The organism is Bradyrhizobium genomosp. I (2014), assembly GCF_000261685.1.
Lineage (GTDB): Bacteria > Pseudomonadota > Alphaproteobacteria > Rhizobiales > Xanthobacteraceae > Bradyrhizobium.
This window is the reverse complement of sequence record NZ_AJQE01000381.1, coordinates 20,454-42,652: the sequence shown is the minus strand read 5'-3', so window position 1 is coordinate 42,652 and position 22,199 is coordinate 20,454. Positions and strand designations below refer to the sequence as shown.

Here is a 22,199-nt window from a genome sequence, read left to right as displayed (position 1 = left end):
TCGCTGCGCTCGCAATGACGGAGTATGCGGAAGTGCCTCGGCCTCACACCGACGCCAGCTTCCGGTACAGTGCGCTGTAGCTGCCGGCCGAGATGCTCCAGGAGAACGATCGTCCCATGGCGCTGCGGCGCATCGTATCGAGCTGGTCTTGCGTCATGAAGGCCGAGAAGGCCCGGCGGACGCCGCCGAGGAAGGACTCGCGCGAGGGCTTCGAGAACAGGAATCCGGTCTCGCCGTCGGTGATGGTCTCGGCGAGGCCGCCGGTCTGGTGCCCGATCGGCAGCGAGCCGAAGCGCTGGGCATACATCTGGCTGAGGCCGCATGGCTCGAAGCGCGACGGCATCAGCGTGAAGTCGCTGCCGGCGAAGATGCGGCGCGCCTGGGCGTCGTTGAAGCCGATCGCGACGCCAATGGCGTCGGGGCGGCGGCGATGCGCGTCGATCAGGGCCTGCTCGAGCGCCGGCTCGCCGGAGCCGGTGACCACGATCTGCCCGCCGGCGTCGACGATCTCGTCGGCCGCCGACAGCACGAGGTCGATGCCCTTCTGGTGCACGAGTCGTGCGACGATGCCGAACATCGGGCCGCGGGAGACCGCGAGCCCGAACTGCTTGCGCACGTAATCCGCATTGGCTCTCTTGCCGACCCAGTCGCCGGCGCCGAACTGCTGGGCGAGCTGGGCGCAGGAGCGCGGGTCCCAGCTCTCGTCGATGCCGTTGAGGATGCCGGTGAGCTCGGCGGCGTCCGAGCGCAGGCGAAGCAGGCCCTCCAGGCCGCAGCCGAACTCGGCCGTGGTGATCTCCCGGGCATAGGTACCGCTGACGGTGGTGAGGTGCGAGGCGTAGACCAGCCCGGCCTTGAGGAAGGAGACCTGGTCGTAGAACTCGACGCCGTCGATGTGGAAGGCGCTCTCCGGTGCGCCGATCCGCCGCAGCGAGTCCTTCGGGAAGAGGCCCTGATAGGCGAGGTTATGAATGGTCAGGATCGACGGCAGCTTGGCGCCGCGCCAGGCAAGGTACGCCGGCACGAGCGAGGCCTGCCAGTCATTGGCATGGATCAGATCTGCTGCCCAATTCTTGTCCAGCTTGCCCATCGCGAGCTCAGCCGCCGCCGAGGCAAAGCGCGCGAAGCGGATGTCGTTGTCGGGCCAATCGCGCCCGGACTCGTCGCCATAGGGGTTGCCTGGACGATCGTAGAGTTGCGAGCACAACAGCACATAGACCGGCAGGCCGTCCTTGGTCGCGGCCCGGCCGAGCGAGCAGGCCGGCATCTCCGCGAATGCGGGACAGCGGCCAACGATCTCAATGTGCGTGAGCTGCTCGATGATGTCGCGATAGCCGGGCAGCATGATCCGGATGTCGGCGAAGGAGCGAAGCGCACGGGGGAGGGCGGCGGAAACCGCGCCCAGTCCGCCAACGCGGACGAAGTCGTCCATCTCTGTGGTGACGAACAAGACCCTCAAGAACAGCCGCCCTCTTCCGATCCCGTTTGCTGCTATGCAAGAACGGGTCCAGTTGTCCTGGAATTCTCAAAGCCCCGCCCACGCGACGCGTCCGCGCGGTAAACACTTTCCTACTCGGCCGCCGCCCTCTAGGGTCGCCGCATCAACAAGAGAGAACATTGAAGGTTCCAAAGGCTCCGGCGATGCAGCTAGCAGATAAGCATGAGGGGACGTTGACAAAGGTCATGGCGGGTTTGCGGGTCCTGGATTTTTCGACCACCATCGCCGGTCCCCATTGCACGCGGATGCTCGCCGACATGGGTGCCGAAGTCATCAAGATCGAGACCGACGGCGGAGAGACGATGCGGACCCGGCCTCCCCTGCGCAAGGGGTGCAGCACCGTGTTCGGCCAACTCAACGTCGGCAAGAAGAGCGTGGTTCTCGACCTCAAGTCCGAGGACGGTAGGGAGGCGGTGCGCCGGCTGGCCGCGACGGCCGACATCCTGGTGGAGAATTTCCGCCCCGGCGTGATGCGCCGGCTGCGGCTCGACTACGACAGGCTGTGTCAGGTCAACCCGAGGCTGATCTACTGCTCCATCTCCGGCTACGGCCAGACCGGCCCCTCGGCCGAACTTCCGGCCTACGCTCCCGTGATCCATGCGGCCTCCGGCTACGATATGGCGCATCTGGCCTACCAGCCGGGCCGCAATCGTCCCGATTATTGCGGCATCTACCACGCCGACGTCGTCACCGGCACCTACGGTTTTGGCGCAATTGCGTCCGCACTCTACCAGCGCACCGTGACCGGGCTTGGCCAGCACATCGACGTTTCTATGCTGGAATCGATGCTGACCTTGACGGTGGTCGAACTGCAGAGCGCACAATTCGCGGTGAAGCCGCCGCCGCGCCCGATGTTCGGCCCGACGGAGACGGAAAACGGCTATGTCATGATCACGGTCGCCAGTGAGAAGACGTTTCAGGGACTGATGAGCGTTATCGGGCGCCCCGAATGGATCTCCGATCCACGCTTCGCGACCTATGCCGCGCGCCGCGAGAACTGGGCGGACTTGATGGACGGCGTCGAGGTCTGGTCGCGTGCGCTCACGACCGATGCATGCCTCGTCGCGCTTGGTGCTGCCGGCGTGCCCGCCTCGGCCTATCGCACGGTGTCCGAGGCGCTGGCCGATCCGCAGCTTGCGCATCGGCAAGCGCTCTCCGAGGTGCGGGACCAGGGTGGCTCCTTCCGGGTGCTCAATTTGCCGTTCCGGATGTCCGGCGCCGATACGACACCGGGCCAGACGATGGCTGTGCTTGGCGAACACACGGATGCGCTGCGCGACGAGATCGGCCTCGCAGGCGATACGCCAATTCCGTCGGGCAAGACGGCGGCGACATATTGAGCAGCATCGCCGCCGCATGCGGCGTTTGGACTCTCGTGCCATTCTCTTGCCGTGGCGAGCCTTTGTCGCCAATCTCGCCCCAAGTCATTCAACGATCCGAGACGTCGGGATTCGCCGCTTGCCAGCATCCGCGGGCCCGAACTAAGACCGCTTCCGGGTTTGTCTCGTCTCGCCGGCCATGGCATGCTGTGCAGAGAATGAGAAGCATGCCGGGAGGACGCCAATGAAGAGTTTCAAGGTTGCCGATTTCAAGGCGCCGCTGCTGGAGGTCGACGAGGCGACGCCGCAGCCATCGGGCACGCAGGTGCTGATCAAGGTGAAGGCGGCCGGCGTCTGCCACAGCGATCTCCACATCTGGGAAGGCGGCTACGATCTCGGCCATGGCCGCAAGCCGCTGTCACTGAAGGACCGCGGCATCAACCTGCCGCTCACGATGGGCCACGAGACCGTCGGCGAAGTCCTGGCCTTCGGTCCCGATGTGAAGCCGACCGACCAGGGCGATCTGAAGGTCGGCGATGTCGGTCTGGTCTATCCCTGGATCGGCTGCGGCAAATGTGCGACCTGCCTCGGCGGCGACGAGAACATGTGCCTGACGCCGCGCTCGCTCGGCGTCTATTGCGACGGCGGCTATGCCGATCACATGCTGGTGCCGCATCCGCGCTACCTGCTCAACCTCCGGGGGCTCGATCCAGCGACGACCGCGCCCTATGCCTGCTCGGGCGTCACCACCTACAGCGCATTGAAGAAGGTCGAGCAGCATTTCGATACGCCGATCGTGATGTTCGGCGCCGGCGGCCTCGGGCTGATGGCGCTGTCGCTGCTCAAGGCCATGGGCGGCAAGGGCGCCATCATGGTCGATATCGACGCGAAGAAGCGTGAAGCGGCCGAGAAGGCCGGCGCACTGGCGACCGTCGATCCCAAGGCGCCGGATGCGCTGGAGCAGCTTGCCAGGAAAGCGGGAGGCCCCATTCGCGCCGTGATCGACCTTGTCGGCAACGCCGCCACGACGCAGCTCGGCTTCGACTGCCTGACCAAGGGCGGCAAGCTCGTCATAGTCGGCCTGTTCGGCGGCGGCGCGACCTGGGCGTTGCCGCTCATTCCGATCAAGGCCGTCACGATTCAGGGCAGCTATGTCGGCAATCTGCGCGAAACGCAGGAATTGCTCGAACTCGTGCGAGCGAAGAAGGTGCCGCCGATTCCGGTGACGCGGCAACCGCTCGCCAAGGCCAATGACGCGCTGGTGCAGTTGCAGCAGGGCGCGGTGGTCGGCCGCACCGTGCTGACGCCGTAGTCGTCGCTCTCTCCGCCGTCATTGCGAGGAGCCCTTGCGACGAAGCAATCCAGAATGTCTCCGTTGGATGCAGTTCTGGATTGCTTCGCTTCGCTCGCAATGACGACTTGGCTAGCTACTTCCTGAGGTCTTTCAAATGTCCGCCAACAACGCCTTCCACATTGCCGTGCTCGCCGGTGACGGCATCGGTCCCGAAGTCATGGCGCCGGCCCTCGAGGTCCTGCGCAAGGTCGGGCAGAAATCCGGCTTGAGCTTTCGCTTCACCGAGGCGCCGGCCGGCGCCAACAATTATCTCGCGACCGGCAAGTCGATGCCGGAGTCCACGGTTCGGCTGTGCGAGGAGGCGGATGCGATCCTGCTCGGGGCGTGCGGACTGCCGTCGGTGCGCTATCCTGACAATACCGAGATCGCGCCGCAGATCGAGCTACGCTTCATTTTCGATCTCTATGCCGGCGTGCGTCCGGCGCGGCTCATTCCGGGCGTGCCGAGCCCGATCGTCGGCGCCGACCGACGCGGCATCGATCTCGTCGTGATCCGGGAATCGACCGAAGGCCTGTTCGCCTCCATGGGCAAGGGCGTCGTCACCCACGAGGATGCGCGCGAGACCATGGTGATCACCCGCAGGACGTCCGAGCGCCTGTTCGAGTTCTCGTTTCGCTTGGCCGAGCGGCGCAGGGCGCGCGGCAAGCCGGGAATGCTCACCTGCGTCGACAAGGCGAACGTGTTCAAGGCATTTGCGTTCTTCCGCGGCATCTTCGACGAGATCGCCAAGAAGCATCCCGAGGTGAAGACCGACCGGCTCTATGTCGATGCCTGCTCGGCGATGCTGGTCAAGCGCCCCTGGGATTTCGACGTGATGGTGATGGAGAACATGTTCGGCGACATCGTCTCCGACATCACCGCGAGCCTGATCGGCGGCCTCGGCATGGCGCCGTCGGCCGACATCGGTGACAAGCATGCGGTGTTCCAGCCGTGCCACGGCACCGCACCCGATATCATGGGGCAGGGCAAGGCCAATCCGACCGGCATGATCCTGTCGGCGGCGATGATGCTGGACTGGCTCGCCGACAAGCATGGCGTGGAGAGTGCGGCCGAGGCGGGCGAGACCATCGAGCGCGCGGTCGACCGGGTCTACGCCGGCGGCATCAAGCCGATGGAATTCGGCGGCAGCAACGGCACGGCGGATCTTACGAAGGCGGTGCTGGCAGCGCTGTAATCAAAGGAAAGGGGCCCGAGGGCCCCTTTGTCGTTCACCAGCGGCGCCAGTGATGGTGATGACGCCAGCCCCACGGACGCGGGCCGTAGAAGCGCGGGCCGCCGTAATAGCCATAGGCGCGATAATAGTTCGGGCGCCACCAGCAGCGGCCCCAGGGGTTACACACCCAACGCACCTGCTCGACGTCGGCCGCCGGACCGCTTGCAATCTTGTCCGCCTGCGGGATGCCGTTTGGCATTGCCGCGAGGGCCGGTCCCGACGCGAGGGCCACACTGCCGACGGCAGCCAGACCAAGAACAGCAGATTTCAGTGTCATCGTAATCTCCCTCGTTGGTGGCGGGAGAACTTTTGCGACATCAAGTGGTTGCGGCTGTGTAAAGTTGCATGAGGAATTTAATCTACCTGAACGCCGGTTCAGCTTCAGCGACCCCGGAACTTCGGCTTGCGCTTCTCCATGAAGGCTTGCCGGCCCTCGCGGAAATCCTCCGAATCCATGCAGGCGTTGCCGATCGCCTTGATCACCTCCATGTCGCGCGCGCTTTCGTCCTTCAGCACCTGCGCGATGGTGATCTTGGCGGCCTTGATCGCGAGCGGGGCGTTTTGCGCGATCGTCGCGGCGATCGTCATGGTCTCGCCCCAGAGTTCGTCGACCGGGAACAGGCGCTCGACGAGACCGATGCGCAGCGCCTCGGCGGAATCGATCCGCATGCCCGTGTACATCAGAAGCCGCGCCCAGGACGGTCCGACCAGCGACACCAGATGCCGCAAGCCGTCAAAGCCGTAGGCAATGCCGAGTTTGGCTGCGGGGATGCCGAACTGGCTGCCATGCGAGGCGAGGCGGATGTCGGCGAGCATCGCGACCTGCATGCCGCCGCCGAGGCAATAGCCGTCGATGCAGGCGATGGTCGGCTTGGGATAGTCGGCGAGCAGCGCACGCTGGGCGGCGCTGCGCTTGGCGTACTCCTCGGACGCTGCTGCATTGTGCCTGACCTTCTCGAACTGGCTGATGTCGGCGCCCGAGACGAACGCCTTGCCCCCGGCGCCGCGCAGAATCACGACGCGCACGGTGTCGTCGTCGCGCAAGGCGGTCAGCGCCTCGCCAAATCCCTCCCACATCTCCAGCGACATCGCGTTGCGCTTGTCGGGATTGTTGAAGGTGATCACGCCGACACCATCGGCCGAGTGCTTGAGGATCTTGCCGTCGGCGTAGGGAGTTCCGGTCGTGCTGGAAATATCGGGCATCGCGCGCTCGCTTGTCGGTGGCCGAGCGCAATGTGCGGCGTCGCCGGCGCCGCGGTCAACCGGCGCAGGGGATGAGAGCTTGCATCCGCCTGTGCTGCGATTGCATGGCGCGCGAAGTTCGACGAATGGCGAAACCGCAAAGAAGAAAGAGCGGCCGAGCCGCTCCGCGACAGACCGCGCGCAAGCGCGCGGGCAGGCATATCTCGTCGGATCTCGTCCAATCCGGCCGCGCCCCCGTGACGCGGCGGATTGAACATCGGCCGTAAAGGCCAGAGCGCCGACCGACCTCAGCTCTCGTTCGCCGCGATCGATTCCATCAGCGAGACGAGCTGACGCTGCACCGTCTGGTCCTTGATCTTGCTGTAGGCGCGCAGCAGGCGGAGGCTGAAGGCCGAGTCGAGGAAGAGCAGGCTCTCGACTTCGCGGGCCTTGTTGTCGCCGTCGTAGAAGAAGGTCACGGGCACATCGAGGGCGGAGGCGATCTGCTGAAGCCGGGCCGCGCCGACGCGATTGACGCCCTTCTCGTATTTCTGGACCTGCTGGAAGCTGACGCCCAGCTTTTCGCCGAGCTCGGCCTGCGAGATCTTCATCTCGACGCGCCGCAGACGGATCCGCTTGCCAAGCTCAATGTCCGGCTTGCCGGCGCTGCGCTGCTTCATTCTTTTCGCCGCTGCTTTCATCTCTGTTCTCACCTTTGTTCTTCGGTTGAAAATCCCCCGAAGAGCTGGGTCAGGGGTTCGCCCATATACGAGTCCTTGAATTCATGCGGGTGCACGAACTCTTCCTTAAACCACGGGAAGCGAGCCGGATTGAAAGCGTCGATCAGCCAGTCAATCATGTGCCGCACCCGCGGAATACGGCCGCTACCGGGATGGTAGGACAACCAGATATCCAGCGGTCGGTTCAGCTCGACCTCCAGTGGAATCAACCTCCCTCCAAGCGCAATGGCATAGCTCGGGAATACGCCGATGCCGGCGCCATTCGCGACCGCCCAGTAGTTGGCGCTCGAGACGTTCGTCTTCATGACCAGAAGGTCACGTTCTGAAACGCCCGGGAAGAAGCTCTCGAAGGATTCCTTGGCGGCGAGCTGGTCGGCGAATTGCAGCACCAGGCGATGCTTGATCAATTCCGCCGCCGTTCGCGGCGCGCCATGCTTTTCGATGTATTTCTCGGAGGCCCAGAACATCAGATGCATGCGGCCCAGCCGCACCAGCTTGATGTCGAGCGCGGAGGGACGCGACAGATGGATGGCGACGTCGGCCTCATGGCGCGAGACATCGGCCGAGCGCATCGCGCAATGCAGGTCCACCAGGATCTTCGGAAAGGCCTGCTGGAATTCGACCAGGCGCGGGGCCAGCCAGAATGTGCCGAGCCCCTCGGTGACGGCAACCCGGACCTCGCCGGACAAGGCATTGGCCATCGAATCGCTGGCGCGCAGCACGTCGAAGGTGGCCGCCTCCATGCGCTCGACGGCGGAGACCACCAATGCGCCTTCATCGGTCAGATGGGTGCCGTGAACGTCGCGGGTGAACAGGGTCGTGCCGGTCTGGCGTTCGAAATCGTCGATCCGCCGGCGCACCGCATTGATCGACAGCGACAGGCGCTCGGCCGCCGAGCGGAAACTTCCGCACCGGACAACTTCCAGAAATATGCGGGCCGCATCCCAATCCGAGAGGCCGCTGAGATTTGTCTTTGGGCGTTCCGCCGGCGGAACGCCCCTTTCCGCCAAGGAGTGCATACAAGTCCTTTCGGGACGCTAAACTGGCAGAATCTGGCGCAAACCACAACCACTGCGGGTTGGGGAATGACGAGTTTTGAACGTCATCCTTACTACCTTGCGGGCGGTATTGGAGTGCTGTCATGGGTTGGGGATCGGGCAGACTATCGCACGAGTGGGGGTGTGGCGTGAGTTCCGTTGCGAGCCGTGAGATGGCTGCGGGATTGTCGGCGCTGTCCGAAATTGAAATTCTCGCGCGAGCGCGGGTGCGGTCCCCCTTGATGGATCGATCACACCGCGTCAGGCGTTTGCTCCCGGAGCAGTTTGGCGATCGCCAATGGCGCTGCACGGCGATAGCGGACGGAACCGCGGTTCCGCGGCAGAAACACACTGACATCGGGTTCGGGGGCGCAGTAGCCTCGTGCTATCTTCGGTCTTCCATGGGGGCCGAAGAGAACGTCACAAACGCGTCTCGCAGGTCGAATTAACGGAAAGAACACCAGTGTCGCATTCAGACGAAAAGTTGCAGTCGGTGCTGGAAACGCTCGAGGAGTGCCGCAGGGTTCTCAATGAGTGCCACAGCCGTGAGTCGGCCGAGATGCTGTCCATCGTCATCCTCGACATGCGGATGAAACTGAAAGGAATTGACAGTGCCGATCTCAAGGCGCTGTGCGACGAAATGCTGCGGAGCGCTGCGAGCGAGCCGCTGACCCCTTCCAAGCAGACGCAGGACCAGCCCCGGCGTCCGCTGCTCCGCGTGGTGAAGTAGCCGCGCCGCCGGATCTCGCTTTTTGGCGAGGTTTGTGCGCGTCCCGATGCCGCATCTGTGATCACGGAGGGCATCGGGAGGAGCCTTGGTTTCGTGCGCCTCTGTTGCGCATTCTCTGGCATCGGCTACACCAGAGCCGTTCGGCTCCGGGCCGGGCGCACCCCTTGCGCGCCGTACCGGCACCTGAGATGGCTCTGACTGCATCATGCAAAATGTTTCGATCCCGGCGGCGATGATTGCCGGCCTCGTCAGCTTCCTCTCGCCTTGCGTCCTGCCTCTGGTTCCGCCCTATCTGATTTACCTCACGGGCGCCACGATCGAGCATGTCGAGAGCGACGAGCCGGCCGCTGCCTCCAAGCGCGCGATCATGATGTCGGCGCTTCTGTTCGTGCTCGGCTTTTCCACGGTGTTCGTGGCGCTCGGCGCCAGCGCCTCGCTGATCGGCGGGCTGATCCGTGCCTGGTCGGCGGAACTGTCGATCCTCGCCGGCATCGTCATCATCATCATGGGCCTGCACTTCCTCGGCCTGACACGCATCGGCCTGTTGATGCGCGAGGGGCGGCTGCCGATCCCCAAACCGGTCGGCCTCTGGGGCGCCTATATCATGGGCCTCGCTTTCGCCTTCGGCTGGACGCCCTGTATCGGCCCGATCCTCGCGGCGATCCTCTCGATCGCCGCGGCGGAAGCCACGGTGATGAAGGGCGCCGGACTGCTCGCGGTCTATTCCGCGGGCCTCGGCATTCCCTTCCTGATCGCCGCGCTGATGATCGAACAGTTCTCCGCGCTGTTCGCGCGCATGAAGGGCCACCTCGTCAATGTCGAGCGCGCCATGGGCGTCCTGATGGTGATCACCGGCATCGGCTTTCTCACCGGCGCGGTCTCGAACGTGAGCATCTGGCTGCTCGAGACGTTTCCGGCGCTGCAGACGATCGGATAGACCCGGTGCCGAGGCGGCTGCTAACGCACGCGTCCGCGCCAATCGCTCCGCGTTTCGCCCGTCAGCCCGGGCAGGCGCGCACTTTCATGAACGCACGCCGCTCAGATTGACGGATGTCGAGCGGAGATCGCGCGAAAATGGCCTGCGAACGACAACTCGCGACGCGGAACGCGATCACGCAGTGAGGGTTCGTGATATCGCTTGATGGTTCATGACGCGTCTTGGCGCATAGCGGAGCACCGGTGTGACGGCGTCTTCCGTTCAGGGCGCCTCGTCCAGCGCGCAGACAACCGTGCAGACCACGCCGCGCGGCAGGAAGTCGACGGTTGCCTCGCCGCCGAGCTGATCGCGCGCGCTGCGCTCGATCAGGCGCGAGCCGAAGCCGCGTTGTACCGGTGCCGTCACCGGCGGTCCGCCGATCTCGGTCCAGATCAGCCGCAGCCGCGGCTTCGGCGCATCGGCGATGATCTCCCAGTCCAGCGTCACCCGGCCGGTCTCGTTGGACAGCGCGCCGTATTTCGCGGCGTTGGTGGCGATCTCGTGGACGATCATCGACAGCACCACGGCGAGCCGCGGCGACAGCGGCACGGCCGGGCCGGCCATGCGGATGCGGTCGGGATTGCTGAGCAGGAACGGCCGGAGCGCGCGGGCGATGACGTCCCTCAGCTCCGAGCCTGCCCATTTCTCCTGGCTCAAGAGGTTATGTGCTTCGGCCAGCGCGCCGAGCCGGCCCTCGAACTTGGTCCGCTCGTCACGGCTGGCGCTGCGGAAGGTCTGCACCGCGATCGCCTGCATCAGCGCCAGCGTGTTCTTGACGCGATGATTGAGCTCCTCGATCAGGAGATTGTGCAGCATCTCGCCGCGCGCGATCGTGGTGGCCATCCGCACGGCGAAGGTGAGGCCAACCAGCAGCAGGATGCCGCCGATCAGGCTCGTGATTGCGATGTCGCGCCAGAGTGGCGCGATCAGCGAGCTCTCGGCGACGCCCGCCACGACCGTCCAGCCAGTCAGTTGCGATCTGGCAAAGGCGGAAGACAGCGCGACGCCATCGAGCGAAACGGTCGAAAGCGCGGCCTCCGGCGCGCGGGACATCGCATCGTAGAGTGCGCCGGAAGCCTGCTTGCCGAACGTCTCGGCAGGGTTGGGTGTACGCGCGAACACGCGAGCCTTGGTGTCCAGCAGCGACACCGTCCATTGATCGTTCGGCCGCTGCTGCTCGACCAATTTCTGGAATATCGCGATCGGCGGACTGAAGGAGAGCGCGTAGGCGACCTCGCCATTGCGCAGCACAGGAACTTCCACAGTCACGATCGGCCGTTTCTTGGTCGAACCGACGAACAGGTCGGAATATTGCGGCGCCTTGCTTGCAAACACCCGCTCGACGATCTCCAGATTGTTGCGCGTTGGCAGATTCGCCGTGTCCGTCGTGACGGTCGAAAAGAGCTGGTGGCCGGATCTGTCGGCCAGCAGAAGAATGCTGTCCCCGCCATATTGGCTGATGAAACCGACTGCCAGCCGACGGAAGCCGTCGAAATCACCGCTTTGCAGGGAATCGCTGAGCGCGAGCACCTGCAAGCCGCCCGTCACCCGCTGCACTTCAGAATCGAGCACCACGCGCATGCTTCGCACCGTCTCGAGCACCCGGCGTGTCGCCTCGGTGCGATCCTGGCGATAGTTGGAATAGGCAAGCCCGACGGCAAAGACCATCAGCGGCAACATCGTTCCCGCGACGAGGAGAGCGAGCCGGACCGGAAGGGTGAGCTTTGACAAACGCAGGCGTCCCGGTTCCGGCGCGACGGCGCCGGACGACCGAAGCATAGTGCAGGAACGGCGTTGCGCCACTGCACAATTGGTCATGGGCCACGCGTGCTTCGGTCCTCGTGAGAAGGGGCGAGAGATGAAGGGTGCAGTGCAACAGAAGGCGTGACCGCCGAGCCTGCGTCGAATTGAATCAGCGGAGGGCTCGTCACTGCCCGGACGAAGCCTGCGAATTTGGCTTCCGTGCCGCCATGGTTTTTCATACCCTCCCTGGACGCAAGCCGCATAGCGGCTGCGCTCACGGCCCGGCGACAGGGGCGGAGCATCAAAGGGAGGGGAGACGATGAAGCGAAGGTCATTTCTCGCCGGTATCGGTGCAACCACTGCGGCTGCTACGCTAGGCATGCCGTCGATCCTCAGGGCGCAAGCCCCGATCACGCTGAACGGCGCGGTCCAGTTCAATGACGACCATGCCTTCAACCGGGCGCTGATCCGGTTCGAGGAACTAGTGAAGAAGTATTACGGCAAGCCCGTCAACTTCACCCTGCACAAGAACTCCTCGCTCGGCCTCGAGAAGCAGTATTTCGAGTACATGTCGCAGGGCAAGGCGGTCGATTACGGCATCGTCTCGCCGGCCCACATGTCGACTTTCGCCAAGGCGGCCCCGTTCATCGATGCGCCCTTCGTCTTCAAGGGCATCGAGCACATGAACAAAGTCGTCGAGGCCAACATCCTGGCGCCGATCGCCGACGAGGTCGCGACCAAGGCCGAGGTCGTTCTGATCGGTTATGCCGGCGGCGGCATCCGCAACATCTTCGCCAACAAGCCGCTCAAGAACCTCGCCGATCTCAAGGGGCTCAAGGTTCGCGTGCAAGGCGCGCCGATCTGGTCGAAGACCTTTGCGGCCGTCGGCATGAGCCCGACCGTGATCGCCTATAACGAAATCTACAACGCGATCCAGAATGGGGTGATATCGGCCGGCGAAAACGAGGCGGCCGGCGTCGAGGCGATGAAGTTCTACGAAGTGGCCCCGCATCTCAGCCTGACCCAGCACGCCGTGTCGATCCGGCCGATCTGCTTCTCGGTGAAGACGCTGAAGACCTTGCCGAAGGACTTGCAGGACGCGATCATGAAGGCGGGCAAGGAAGCCGGCGATTACGGCCGTCAGCTCGAGTCGAGCGAAGAGGTCGTCAAGCTCGACACGCTCGAGAAGGCCGGCAAGCTCAAGCGCGTTCCTTTCGAGGAGCGGGACGCCATGAAGAAGCTCGCCGACCCCGTGATGGCCGCCTACGCCAAGGAGATTGGCGCGGAAGGCATTTTCGAGAAGATCAACGTCGTCTGAGGTCGCTCTGTCCGCCGACGATAGTCCGGGCAGGTCCCGCTTCTTGCCCGGACGCAGCGGATGAGCGCCGTACGGAGCTCCCATGTCCGAAATGCACGTTCCGTCCACACCGTCGCTGTGGCGTCGCGTCACCGCGGCCTATGCGAAATTGCTGGAATTCCTGCTGGCCGCCTGCGTCGGCATCATCGTTGTTCCGGTCACGCTGCAAATCATCTCCCGCTACACGCCGTTCATTCCCTCCTACATCTGGACCGAGGAGATGGCGCGGTTCCTGTTCGTCTGGACGATCATGATCGGCGCCATGGTGGGCATCCGGGAGGCGCAGCATTTCGAGGTCGACGTGTGGCCCGACCTGTCGCGGCGGTCGGAGGCCGCGGTGCGGATCTTCGCCCGGCTCGGCGTGCTGGCGCTGGCGCTGGTGTTCGTATCCGCCGGCATCGAGTTCACCCGCTTTGCCTGGAACAGAACGTCGGAACTGGCCGATCTGCCGCTCTGGCTGATTCACGTCGCCTGGCCCGTGACCGGCGCGACGTGGATCGTGTTTGCGGGTGAGCAGATCATCGATGAAATGCGCGTTCTGTTTGGGGCGAGGCGATGAACGGGACTGTACTCTCTGCCGGACAGGCTGCGATGGTGCTGTTCGGGGTGTTCATCGGCCTGCTTATCCTGCGCGTGCCGGTCGCTTTCGCGCTTGGTCTTGCCTGCGTGCCGATCCTGCTGATCGAGCCGCGCCTGTCGCTGATGATGCTCGCGCAGGAGACTTTCAATGCGTACAATTCGTTCATCCTGCTGGCGGTGCCATTCTTCCTGCTGACGGCGAACCTGATGAGCATCGGCGGCATCACCGACCGCCTGGTGGCGCTGTCGCGCTCGATGGTCGGGCACTGGCCGGGATCGCTGGCGCAGATCAACGTCGTGCTGTCGGTGTTCTTCGCCGGCATCTCCGGTTCCTCCACTGCCGATGCGGCGAGCCAGTCCAAGATCTTCATCGATGCGCAGAACAAGGAGGGCTACGACCTGTCGTTCTCCATCGCCATCACCGCGGTGTCGGCGGTGCTCGCTGTCGTCATTCCGCCCTCGATCCTGATGATCGTGTGGGGTGGGCTGATCTCGACCTCGATTGCGGCGATGTATCTGGCCGGCATCGTGCCGGGCCTGCTGATCGCGGGCGCGCAGATGACGACGGTGCACATCTATGCCGTGCGCCGGGGCTACCCCACCTATCCGAAAGCGACCTGGGTGGAGATGCGATGCGCCATCTGGCGGTCGATACCGGCGCTGATGACGCCGTTCATCATCGTCGGCGGCATTCTGCTCGGCTGGTTCACCGCGACCGAGTCCGCCTGCGTCGCGGTGCTCTATTCCGTTGCGCTCTCGACATTCTTCTACCGCGAGACCGGTCCGCGCGAATTGTACAAGGCCTTGCTCGATACCGGGCGCCTTGCCGGCGTGGCGCTGTTTTGTGTCGGCACTGCAAGCGCGTTCGGCTGGCTGCTCGCCTATTACAGGATCCCGCAAGAGCTGCTGGCGAACGTCTCGACATGGGGCATGGGCACCGTGGCGGCCGGCTTCTTCATTTCCTTCTGCTTTCTGGTCGTGGGCTGCTTCCTCGACGCGATCCCGGCGATCATCATCGTCGGCACCGTGCTGGAGCCGCTCGCCAAGTCCGTCGATCTCCACCCGGTCCAGTTCGCGATCATTTCCATCGTATCGCTGGCCTTCGGACTGGTGACGCCACCCTATGGCCTCTGTCTGATGATCGCCTGTTCGATCGCCGGCGTGCGGCTGCGCTATGCCCTGAAGGACACCGTGATCATGCTGATACCGATGCTGCTCGTGCTGGCGGCAGTCATCGTTTGGCCAAGTGTGTCGCTGTTCCTGCCGCGCCTGATCGTGCCGCAGATGCTCAAATGAGGATCGGATCGCGCGATCCCGCGGCCGGCGGCCACGGGATCGTTTCGATGTGTTACAGATTGCTCTCGGTGATCGCGGCGTAGACCATGCTGCGCAGTTCGCGCCGGATCGGGTAGGCGCTCGACGGCAACACCTGCGTCATGAAGATCGTGATCAGCTCTTCGGCCGGGTCGATCCAGAACGAGGTCGTGGCCGCGCCGCCCCAATTGTATTCGCCGGGGCTGCCGGCGATCAGCGTCTCGGCCGGGCGCATGGTGACGGCGAAGCCGAGACCGAAGCCGATGCCGTTATAGGTCGCTTCCGAAAACAGCGACCGCGACACCTCCGGCAACGCGCGATCGCCTGGGATGTGGTTCGTCGTCATCAACGCCAGTGTCTTGGGCCCGATCAGCCTGACGCCGCCGAGCTCACCACCGTTGAGCAGCGCGCGGCAGAAGGTGAGGTAGTCGGCGACGGTCGAGCACAGGCCGCCGCCGCCGGAGATGAAGGAAGGCGGTGACAGGAACGAGCTCGTCGTCGGATCGTCCTGCAGCGTGATGCCCTCGCGGCGCTGGCCGGCATGGAAGGTCATTCCGCCGCCGGGGTCCGCCGAGTAGCAGGCGGCGAAGCGATGCGCCTTCGAGGCCGGCACATGGAAATCGGTGTCGGTCATGCCGAGTGGATCGAGGATGCGTTGCTTCAGAAACTGCTCGAACGGCATCCCCGAGATCTTGCCGACGAGGTAGCCGATCACGTCGGTCGCGACGGAATAGTTCCAGGACTCGCCCGGCGAGAATTCCAGTGGGATCTTTGCCAGGCCCTCGATCATGGTCTGGAGCGTGCCTGATTTCTCGACCTCGCCGATCTTCTCACTGCGATAGGCGGCATCGACATTGGAGCGCTGCTGGAAGCCGTAGGTGAGGCCGGAGGTGTGGCGCAGCAGGTCGACGATCAGCATCGGCCGCGACGGCGGCCGGGTCAGGAAGGCCGGGTAGGTGCCGGCGACGAATACGCCGAGATCCTTCCATTCCGGAATGTATTTGGCGACCGGTTCGTCAATCGCGACGAGACCTTCCTCGACCAGCATCATGAAGGCGACGCTGGTGAGCGGCTTGGTCATGGAATAGATGCGGTAGATGGTGTCGTCCTTGACCGGGACCTTGCGCTCGACGTCGGCGAAGCCCTGCACCGAGTTGTGGGCGATCTTGCCTCGGCGATAGACCAGGAGCTGCGTGCCCGGGAAACGGCCGGCATCGATGTACCGGCGCCTGAGATGCGCATCGACGCGGTCGAGCGCGGCCTTGGACATGCCGACGGATTCGGGCGAGGCGGGGGTGGGGGCGAGCATCAGTTCCTCCGGGCAGTTTCTCGAGGACGGTGATAGCCAAACGGCGGCCCCATTCCAAGCCGGACGCGCTTAACGCGAGGCCGCCGGCTGGTGTAGGCTGCACCCTGGAACGCCTCGAAGGAGCCCCAGGGGGCCAACCAGAAAAACGCAGGGTAAACCCACCATGACCCAGTTCAACGAGACCGAACTCACCGAAGCCGTCGTTCGGAGCTTCGACCAGACGCCTGATACGCGGGCAAAATTCCTGCTCCAGGAATTGGTGAAGTCGCTGCACGATTATGTGAGCAAGACCGGCCTGACCTTCGAGGAATGGGAATACGCCATCGATTTCCTGACCCGAACGGGGCAGAAATGCACCGACACGCGCCAGGAGTTCATCCTGCTGTCAGACGTGCTCGGCGTCTCCATGCTGGTCGACGCCGTCAACCACCGCGACCGCGAGGGCGCCACCGAGACCACGGTGCTCGGTCCGTTCTATGTCGGCGAGCACAAGGTGACCGCGCATGGCACGGACATCTCGCCGCACAATCTCACCGGCGAGAAGATGTTCGTGCAGAGCCGCGTCACCGATCTCGAGGGCAAGCCGCTCGCGAACGTTCCCGTCGATGTCTGGCATGCCGATGATGACGGATTTTACGACTCCCAGAAGCCGAACTATGACGAGGTCGGCGCCTCTGCGCGGGCGCGCTTCATCACGGACAGCGACGGCCGCTTCTTCTTCCGCACCATCCTGCCGTGCACCTACCCGATCCCGACCGACGGCCCGGTCGGCGAGATGATCGTGCAGACCAATCGCCACCCGATGCGCCCCGCGCATGTGCACTTCCTGGTCAATGCCAAGGGCCATGAGCCGCTGATCACCCACGTCTTCATCGGCGGCGACAAATATCTCGATTCCGACGTGGTGTTCGGGGTCAAGGACGACCTGATCGCCAAGGTCGAGCCGCGGAGCGATGCCGCGATGCCCGACGGCACCAAGGCGAACGGGCGATGGCATCTGATGACTTACGAATTCCACCTCAAGCCCGGCGGCGGCATGGCGCCGAAGCCGCTGGGGGTGAAGGCGGCGGAGCCGGCGTGAAGCCTCGGCATTTCGGTCATCCCCCGATGTAGGCTGCCAACTCGTCGGGCGTTCCGTTCGGAAAGGCGTCCTTCAGATAGTCGAGGAAGGCGGAGACGCGCGCGCTGAGCAATCGCCGCGAGGGATAGAGCGTCCACAGGTTGATGTCGAACCCGTCGACATCGCCCCAGCGGACCAGCGTGCCCTCGGCCAGATCGAGACTGGCGAGCGACAGAGGCAGCCGCGCAGCGCCGACGCCGGCTCGAATGGCATCGCGAACCATCATCAGCGATGACAGGCGAAGCACCGGATCGACCGCGATACGCGACGTGCCGCTCGGTCGCCTGATGTCCCAGGTTGCAGCCGCGTCGTCCGTTCCGCGCACGACGACCGGAACCGCGATATGGCCCTTCGGTCGCTTCAGCGTGGGGCTGGCCACGACCACAAGCCGGTCGCGCAAGAAGATGCGGCCGACCAAACTTTCATCCGGATCGGGATTGACCCGGATCACGAGGTCGAAGCCTTCCTCGACCATGTCGACGTAACGATCATCCGTCGTGACCTCGAGCCGGACTTGCGGATGCCTAAGCGCGAAACCGGCGGCGAGCCGGCCCATGGCAGTCTGGGAGAAAAGCAGGGGAGCGCTGATCCGCAACTTGCCCTTCGGCTTGTCCCCGCCCGACGCGATCGCAGCCGCGGTCTCGTCGAGTTCGGTGAGGAGTGCGCCCGTACGCTCGTAAAGCGCTCGTCCTTCCTGGGTCAGTTTGAGGAGGCGCCCACCACGCTCGAAGAGACGCAAATCGAGGCTGCTTTCAAGCTCCGACACGCGCCGGGACAAGGTCGCTTTCGGACGTCCCGTGGCGCGGGCGGCCTTTCCGAACCCTCCGTGGCGGGCGACGAGATTGAAGTCGGCAAGGGCAAGCAAATCCATTTGTTCCACTCATGAAACGATCTGTCTAAATATAACGTCTATCGGCTCGCATGTGGATCGCTAACTTTCGGGTGTCTTCAGACCCAAACCGGAGTGATCCCATGACTATCCTCGTTACCGGCGCAACCGGCACGATCGGCCGCCAGGTCGTCGAGCAACTCGTCAAGCGCGGCGCCGATGTGCGCGCGCTCGTTCGAGATCCCGCAAGGACCAATTTCCCGACAGGTGTCGCCGTCGCCCAGGCTGACTTGCTGGATGTCGATTCCTTGCGCGGTGCGTTCTCGGGCGTCTCGACGCTGTTCCTGCTCAACGCCGTGGTGCCGGATGAATTTACCCAGGCGCTGACGGCGCTCAACCTCGCCCGCGAGGCCGGCATCGAGCGGTTCGTCTATCTGTCGGTCATTCACAGCGACCGCTACGTGAACGTGCCGCACTTCGCCGGCAAGTTCGGCGTCGAGCGCATGATCGAGCAGATGGGCTTCAAGGCGACCATCCTGCGCCCCGCCTATTTCATGAACAACGAGCTCATGATCAAGGACGCCGTGACCGGATACGGCGTCTACCCCATGCCGATCGGCAGTAAGGGACTTGCGATGATCGACGCGCGCGATATCGGCGAGGTTGCGGCCATCGAATTGATCCGCCGCGAGACATCCGCCGCGCCGCTTCCGCTCGAGCGCATCAATCTCGTTGGTCCCGAAACGATCACCGGTGCCAAGGCTGCTGCAATCTGGTCGGAGGTGCTCGGGCGCTCGATCGCCTATGGCGGCGACGACACTGCGGGCTTCGAGAAGAACCTCAGGCAGTCCATGCCGGGCTGGATGGCCTTCGACATGCGGGTGATGAGCGAGCGCTTCCTCACGGAGGGAATGGTCCCCGAAGCCGGCGACGTCAAGCGTCTGACCGATATTCTGGGCCGTCCCTTGCGCTCCTATCGCGACTTCGTTGCCGAGATCGCAACTTCCGTCTGAGGGCTTGCTTGAGCGGCGCGCTGAGGCCTGGCTGCATCGCTCGCCATTGATCATATGGTGAGCGAGCAGTCTCGATCAGCGCGCGTGCAGCAACGCCAGCAGCACGACGACCGCGCAGGCGAGGGTCGCCGAGGTCAGCTTCCAGAACATCAGCGGGCTGCGCTCCAGGAGCGGCGTGATCCGCGTGTCAAGATAGGCCGGATTGGGCGTGCGCAGCTCGAAGATGAACTCCGACAGATCCTCGTGTCGCTTGTAGGGATCGGGATGCAGCGCGCGCCGGAGCGCGCCGTCGACCCATGCGGGCACGTTGCGATCGTCGTCGGCCGAGCGGTACTTGAGTCTCCGCACGTCCGCCTTGCGCCGGATCCGGGCGATCTGGGTGCCGTAGGGCAGCTTTCCCGTCAGCATCTGGTAGCTGATCACGGCCAGCGAAAACATGTCGGAGCGCGGCGAGCCGCCCTGACCGAGAAAATACTCCGGCGCCATGTACTGGACCGTTCCCAGGATTTCGTCAGCCTCGTCGCGAGGTGCGGCCTCCGCCACGCCGGCCACCCTGACCGATCCGAAGTCGATGATCTTGGCGGTGCCGGTCTTGTCGATCAGGATGTTGTCGGGCCTGAGATCCTGATGCAGCATCTCCATGCGGTGGAAGGCGCGCAGGCCCGCGGCGATCTGCTCAATGATGCCGCGTACGGTTTCGAGATCGGGGCGCGGATTGTCGATCATCCACTGCTTCAGGGTCTGCCCCTCGACGAATTCCGTCGCGACGTAGAGATAGCTGCGGCGCCGCGACTGCGACAGCGGCTTCAGCACATGCGGGCTGTCGATCCGGCGCGCGATCCACTCCTCCATCAGGAAGCGCTTGAGATAGGCGGCGTTGTCGCGCAGATCGACTGACGGCAGCTTGAGCGCAACCGGCTGCTCGGTCTCCATGTCGACGGCGAGGTAGATGTGGCTGCGGCTGCTACCGTGAATCTCGCGGACGATCCGGTAGCCGTCGAAGATCGCGCGCGGTTCCGGCAGCGAAGGCAGCGGCAATTGTGCGGTCTGATTGAAGATGCCGGCCGGCTCGCGCTGCGGGACCGCATCGATGCGCAGGATCTGGATGGTGATGTTGTCGGCGCTGCCGCGCCGGTAAGCTTCCCCGACGATGGTCTTCGCCGCCGCGTCGAGATCGCCCGCATGCTCGTTCAGCGCGCTCGTGACGAAGCGTGCGTCGACGAATTCGTAAGCGCCGTCGGTCGCCAGCAGAAAGGTGTCGCCGGCCTCGACCTCGAAGGCCTGATAGTCGATCTCGAGCTGCGGATTGATGCCGAGCGCGCGGCCGAGATAGGTCTGCTCCGACGACACGATGATGCGGTGATCGTCGGTCAGCTGCTCGAGCGCCTTGCCGGCGAGGCGGTAGACGCGGCAGTCGCCGACATGAAAGATGTGCGCGGTGGTCGCCTTGATGACCATCGCGGTGAGGGTGCAGACATAACCCTTGTCGCGGTCATGGGCATATTGGCTCTTGCGCGTCTGTGCGTGCAGCCAGGAATTGGTCGCGTCCAGCACGCGGCGGGCGGAGGTCTTCACCGTCCAGGATTCCGACGTGCAGTAATAGTCCGTCAGGAAGCTCTTGACCGCCGACTCGCTGGCGATCTGGCTCACGCTGCTGCTGGAAATGCCGTCGGCAAGGACCGCCGCGATGCCCTTCAGGCTGAGCAGCGGCTCTTCCGGAACCAGGACGCCGTGGAAATCCTGATTGACGGGCTTGCGACCCTTGTCGGAATGCTGGCCGACCGAAATCAGGAGTCCGCGGGTCATCGTCATCACCAGGAGAGGGGAGCCTCACCCTGATCGGGCGAGGCTCCCCTGTCGAGATGTATTCGATCAGGCCGCGACGCGGGGCTTCGCGGCCTTGTCGACCTGGCGCTTCGGCAGGGTCATGACATGCGTGGCGTAGAGGGTCATGCCGGTGAAGGCGAGGCCGCCGACGAGGTTGCCGAGCACGGTCGGGATCTCGTTCCAGATCAGATAGTCCATGATCGAGAACTTCGCGTGCAGCATCAGGCCCGACGGGAACAGGAACATGTTCACCACCGAATGCTCGAACACCATGTAGAAGAACACCAGGATCGGCATCCACATCGCGATGACCTTGCCGGGGACCGAGGTCGAGATCATGGCGCCGACGACGCCGGTCGAGACCATCCAGTTGCAGAGCATGCCGCGCATGAACAGCGTCGCCATCCCCGCCGCGCCGTGCGCGGCATAGCCCAGGGTCCGGCCCTCACCGATATTGCCGATGACCGTGCCGACCTTGTCGGGCGCCTGCGTGAAGCCGAAGGTCGTGACGAAGGCCATCATGAAGGCCACCGTCAGAGCGCCGGCGAAGTTGCCGATGAAGACGAGACCCCAGTTGCGCAGTACGCCGCCAAGGGTGACGCCGGGGCGCTTGTCGATCAGGGCGAGCGGCGCAAGCACGAAGACGCCGGTGAGAAGGTCGAATCCCAGCAGATAGAGCATGGAAAAGCCGACCGGAAACAGCAGCGCGCCGATCAGCGGCTGGCCGGTGTTGACGTTGATCGTGACGGCGAACCAGGCCGCCAGCGCCAGGATGGCGCCCGCCATGTAGGCGCGGATGATGGTATCCCGGGTGGACATGAAGATCTTGGACTCGCCCGCATCCACCATCTTGGTGACGAATTCCGAAGGCGCGAGATACGACATCAATGGTTCCTTTGCTCGTATGAATGAAGGTACGTTCGTTCCGGGGCGCGCAGTTATCGGCGTGTCCCTTCCGCGCGTATTGGCGAGCCGGCAACGATCGGACTCCAGGAGCGCAAGTTTTCGCGTGGATTGCGTCACGACGACTGCGCCGGGGGCCCGGCGAAGCACGGTCAA

At 64.2% G+C, this 22,199-nt stretch carries 20 protein-coding genes; 10 read left to right on the top strand and 10 right to left on the bottom strand.

Annotated elements, in window-relative coordinates; translation table 11 throughout:
* Positions 1-43: 43 nt before the first annotated feature.
* Positions 44-1,459: a glycogen synthase GlgA gene (gene glgA, locus IC50_RS33570; RefSeq protein WP_035715516.1), complete on the bottom strand. Its 1,416-nt coding sequence runs from the start codon at positions 1,457-1,459 to the stop codon at positions 44-46.
* A gap of 182 nt (positions 1,460-1,641) precedes the next feature.
* Between glgA and IC50_RS33565 the strand changes: the two genes are divergently transcribed.
* The 3 genes from IC50_RS33565 (at position 1,642) to IC50_RS33555 (ending at position 5,345) form a co-directional block, all read left to right on the top strand.
* Positions 1,642-2,838 carry a CaiB/BaiF CoA transferase family protein gene (locus tag IC50_RS33565; protein ID WP_035715513.1) on the top strand — a complete coding sequence of 399 codons (1,197 nt, stop codon included), beginning with the start codon at positions 1,642-1,644 and terminating at the stop codon, positions 2,836-2,838.
* A gap of 223 nt (positions 2,839-3,061) precedes the next feature.
* Complete coding sequence (locus IC50_RS33560; RefSeq protein ID WP_035715510.1) at positions 3,062-4,129, top strand: alcohol dehydrogenase; 1,068 nt, start codon at positions 3,062-3,064, stop codon at positions 4,127-4,129.
* 136 nt (positions 4,130-4,265) lie between these two features.
* A complete protein-coding gene (locus tag IC50_RS33555; RefSeq protein WP_035715508.1) occupies positions 4,266-5,345 on the top strand; it encodes an isocitrate/isopropylmalate dehydrogenase family protein in 1,080 nt (359 codons plus the stop codon).
* Positions 5,346-5,379: 34 nt separating this feature from the next.
* Here IC50_RS33555 and IC50_RS33550 read toward each other — a convergent pair whose 3' ends face one another.
* From IC50_RS33550 to IC50_RS33535, 4 genes are all read right to left on the bottom strand, one after another.
* Positions 5,380-5,661, bottom strand: a complete 282-nt coding sequence (locus IC50_RS33550) for a hypothetical protein (RefSeq protein WP_035715506.1) — start codon at positions 5,659-5,661, stop codon at positions 5,380-5,382.
* 104 nt (positions 5,662-5,765) lie between these two features.
* Entirely contained in the window at positions 5,766-6,587 is an 822-nt protein-coding gene (locus IC50_RS33545) for an enoyl-CoA hydratase (RefSeq protein ID WP_035715503.1), read from the bottom strand.
* Positions 6,588-6,874: 287 nt separating this feature from the next.
* Positions 6,875-7,246 (bottom strand): helix-turn-helix domain-containing protein, encoded by a 372-nt coding sequence (locus IC50_RS33540; RefSeq protein WP_020608151.1) that lies wholly within the window; start codon positions 7,244-7,246, stop codon positions 6,875-6,877.
* A gap of 29 nt (positions 7,247-7,275) precedes the next feature.
* Complete coding sequence (locus IC50_RS33535; RefSeq protein WP_035715501.1) at positions 7,276-8,325, bottom strand: LysR family transcriptional regulator; 1,050 nt, start codon at positions 8,323-8,325, stop codon at positions 7,276-7,278.
* Positions 8,326-8,836: 511 nt separating this feature from the next.
* On the opposite strand from IC50_RS33535, the gene IC50_RS33530 reads away from it, so the two are divergent.
* Together IC50_RS33530 and IC50_RS33525 are read left to right on the top strand one after the other, a co-directional pair.
* A complete protein-coding gene (locus tag IC50_RS33530) occupies positions 8,837-9,073 on the top strand; it encodes a hypothetical protein (protein ID WP_244429701.1) in 237 nt (78 codons plus the stop codon).
* A gap of 205 nt (positions 9,074-9,278) precedes the next feature.
* A complete protein-coding gene (locus IC50_RS33525; RefSeq protein ID WP_035715495.1) occupies positions 9,279-10,010 on the top strand; it encodes a cytochrome c biogenesis CcdA family protein in 732 nt (243 codons plus the stop codon).
* Positions 10,011-10,271: 261 nt separating this feature from the next.
* On the opposite strand, the gene IC50_RS33520 is transcribed toward IC50_RS33525, so the two are convergent.
* Positions 10,272-11,729 carry a sensor histidine kinase gene (locus IC50_RS33520; protein WP_050991177.1) on the bottom strand — a complete coding sequence of 486 codons (1,458 nt, stop codon included), beginning with the start codon at positions 11,727-11,729 and terminating at the stop codon, positions 10,272-10,274.
* Between the two features lie 382 nt (positions 11,730-12,111).
* On the opposite strand from IC50_RS33520, the gene IC50_RS33515 reads away from it, so the two are divergent.
* The 3 genes from IC50_RS33515 to IC50_RS33505 all read left to right on the top strand — a co-directional run bounded on the left by IC50_RS33515 (position 12,112) and on the right by IC50_RS33505 (position 15,024).
* Complete coding sequence (locus IC50_RS33515; RefSeq protein WP_035715492.1) at positions 12,112-13,110, top strand: TRAP transporter substrate-binding protein; 999 nt, start codon at positions 12,112-12,114, stop codon at positions 13,108-13,110.
* Between the two features lie 82 nt (positions 13,111-13,192).
* Positions 13,193-13,708: a TRAP transporter small permease gene (locus tag IC50_RS33510; RefSeq protein WP_035715490.1), complete on the top strand. Its 516-nt coding sequence runs from the start codon at positions 13,193-13,195 to the stop codon at positions 13,706-13,708.
* The gene (locus IC50_RS33505) at positions 13,705-15,024 is read left to right on the top strand and encodes a TRAP transporter large permease (RefSeq protein ID WP_035715487.1); all 1,320 of its coding nucleotides are present in this window, start codon (positions 13,705-13,707) and stop codon (positions 15,022-15,024) included. The genes IC50_RS33510 and IC50_RS33505 overlap by 4 nt, the downstream gene beginning before the upstream one ends.
* Positions 15,025-15,076: 52 nt before the next feature.
* On the opposite strand, the gene IC50_RS33500 is transcribed toward IC50_RS33505, so the two are convergent.
* On the bottom strand, positions 15,077-16,351 hold the full coding sequence (locus IC50_RS33500; RefSeq protein ID WP_035715485.1) for a serine hydrolase domain-containing protein: 1,275 nt from the start codon (positions 16,349-16,351) through the stop codon (positions 15,077-15,079).
* A 163-nt stretch (positions 16,352-16,514) separates the two neighbouring features.
* On the opposite strand from IC50_RS33500, the gene IC50_RS33495 reads away from it, so the two are divergent.
* The gene (locus IC50_RS33495) at positions 16,515-17,432 is read left to right on the top strand and encodes a dioxygenase family protein (RefSeq protein ID WP_035715482.1); all 918 of its coding nucleotides are present in this window, start codon (positions 16,515-16,517) and stop codon (positions 17,430-17,432) included.
* Positions 17,433-17,448: 16 nt separating this feature from the next.
* Here the strand turns inward: IC50_RS33495 and IC50_RS33490 are convergent, their stop codons facing one another.
* The gene (locus IC50_RS33490; protein WP_035715480.1) at positions 17,449-18,342 is read right to left on the bottom strand and encodes a LysR family transcriptional regulator; all 894 of its coding nucleotides are present in this window, start codon (positions 18,340-18,342) and stop codon (positions 17,449-17,451) included.
* A gap of 101 nt (positions 18,343-18,443) precedes the next feature.
* On the opposite strand from IC50_RS33490, the gene IC50_RS33485 reads away from it, so the two are divergent.
* The gene (locus IC50_RS33485; RefSeq protein WP_035715477.1) at positions 18,444-19,313 is read left to right on the top strand and encodes an SDR family oxidoreductase; all 870 of its coding nucleotides are present in this window, start codon (positions 18,444-18,446) and stop codon (positions 19,311-19,313) included.
* Between the two features lie 75 nt (positions 19,314-19,388).
* On the opposite strand, the gene IC50_RS33480 is transcribed toward IC50_RS33485, so the two are convergent.
* Both IC50_RS33480 and IC50_RS33475 read right to left on the bottom strand, forming a co-directional pair.
* The gene (locus tag IC50_RS33480) at positions 19,389-21,125 is read right to left on the bottom strand and encodes a bifunctional protein-serine/threonine kinase/phosphatase (RefSeq protein ID WP_035715475.1); all 1,737 of its coding nucleotides are present in this window, start codon (positions 21,123-21,125) and stop codon (positions 19,389-19,391) included.
* A gap of 60 nt (positions 21,126-21,185) precedes the next feature.
* Positions 21,186-22,025 (bottom strand): formate/nitrite transporter family protein, encoded by an 840-nt coding sequence (locus IC50_RS33475; RefSeq protein WP_035715473.1) that lies wholly within the window; start codon positions 22,023-22,025, stop codon positions 21,186-21,188.
* Between the last annotated feature and the right edge of the window lie 174 nt (positions 22,026-22,199).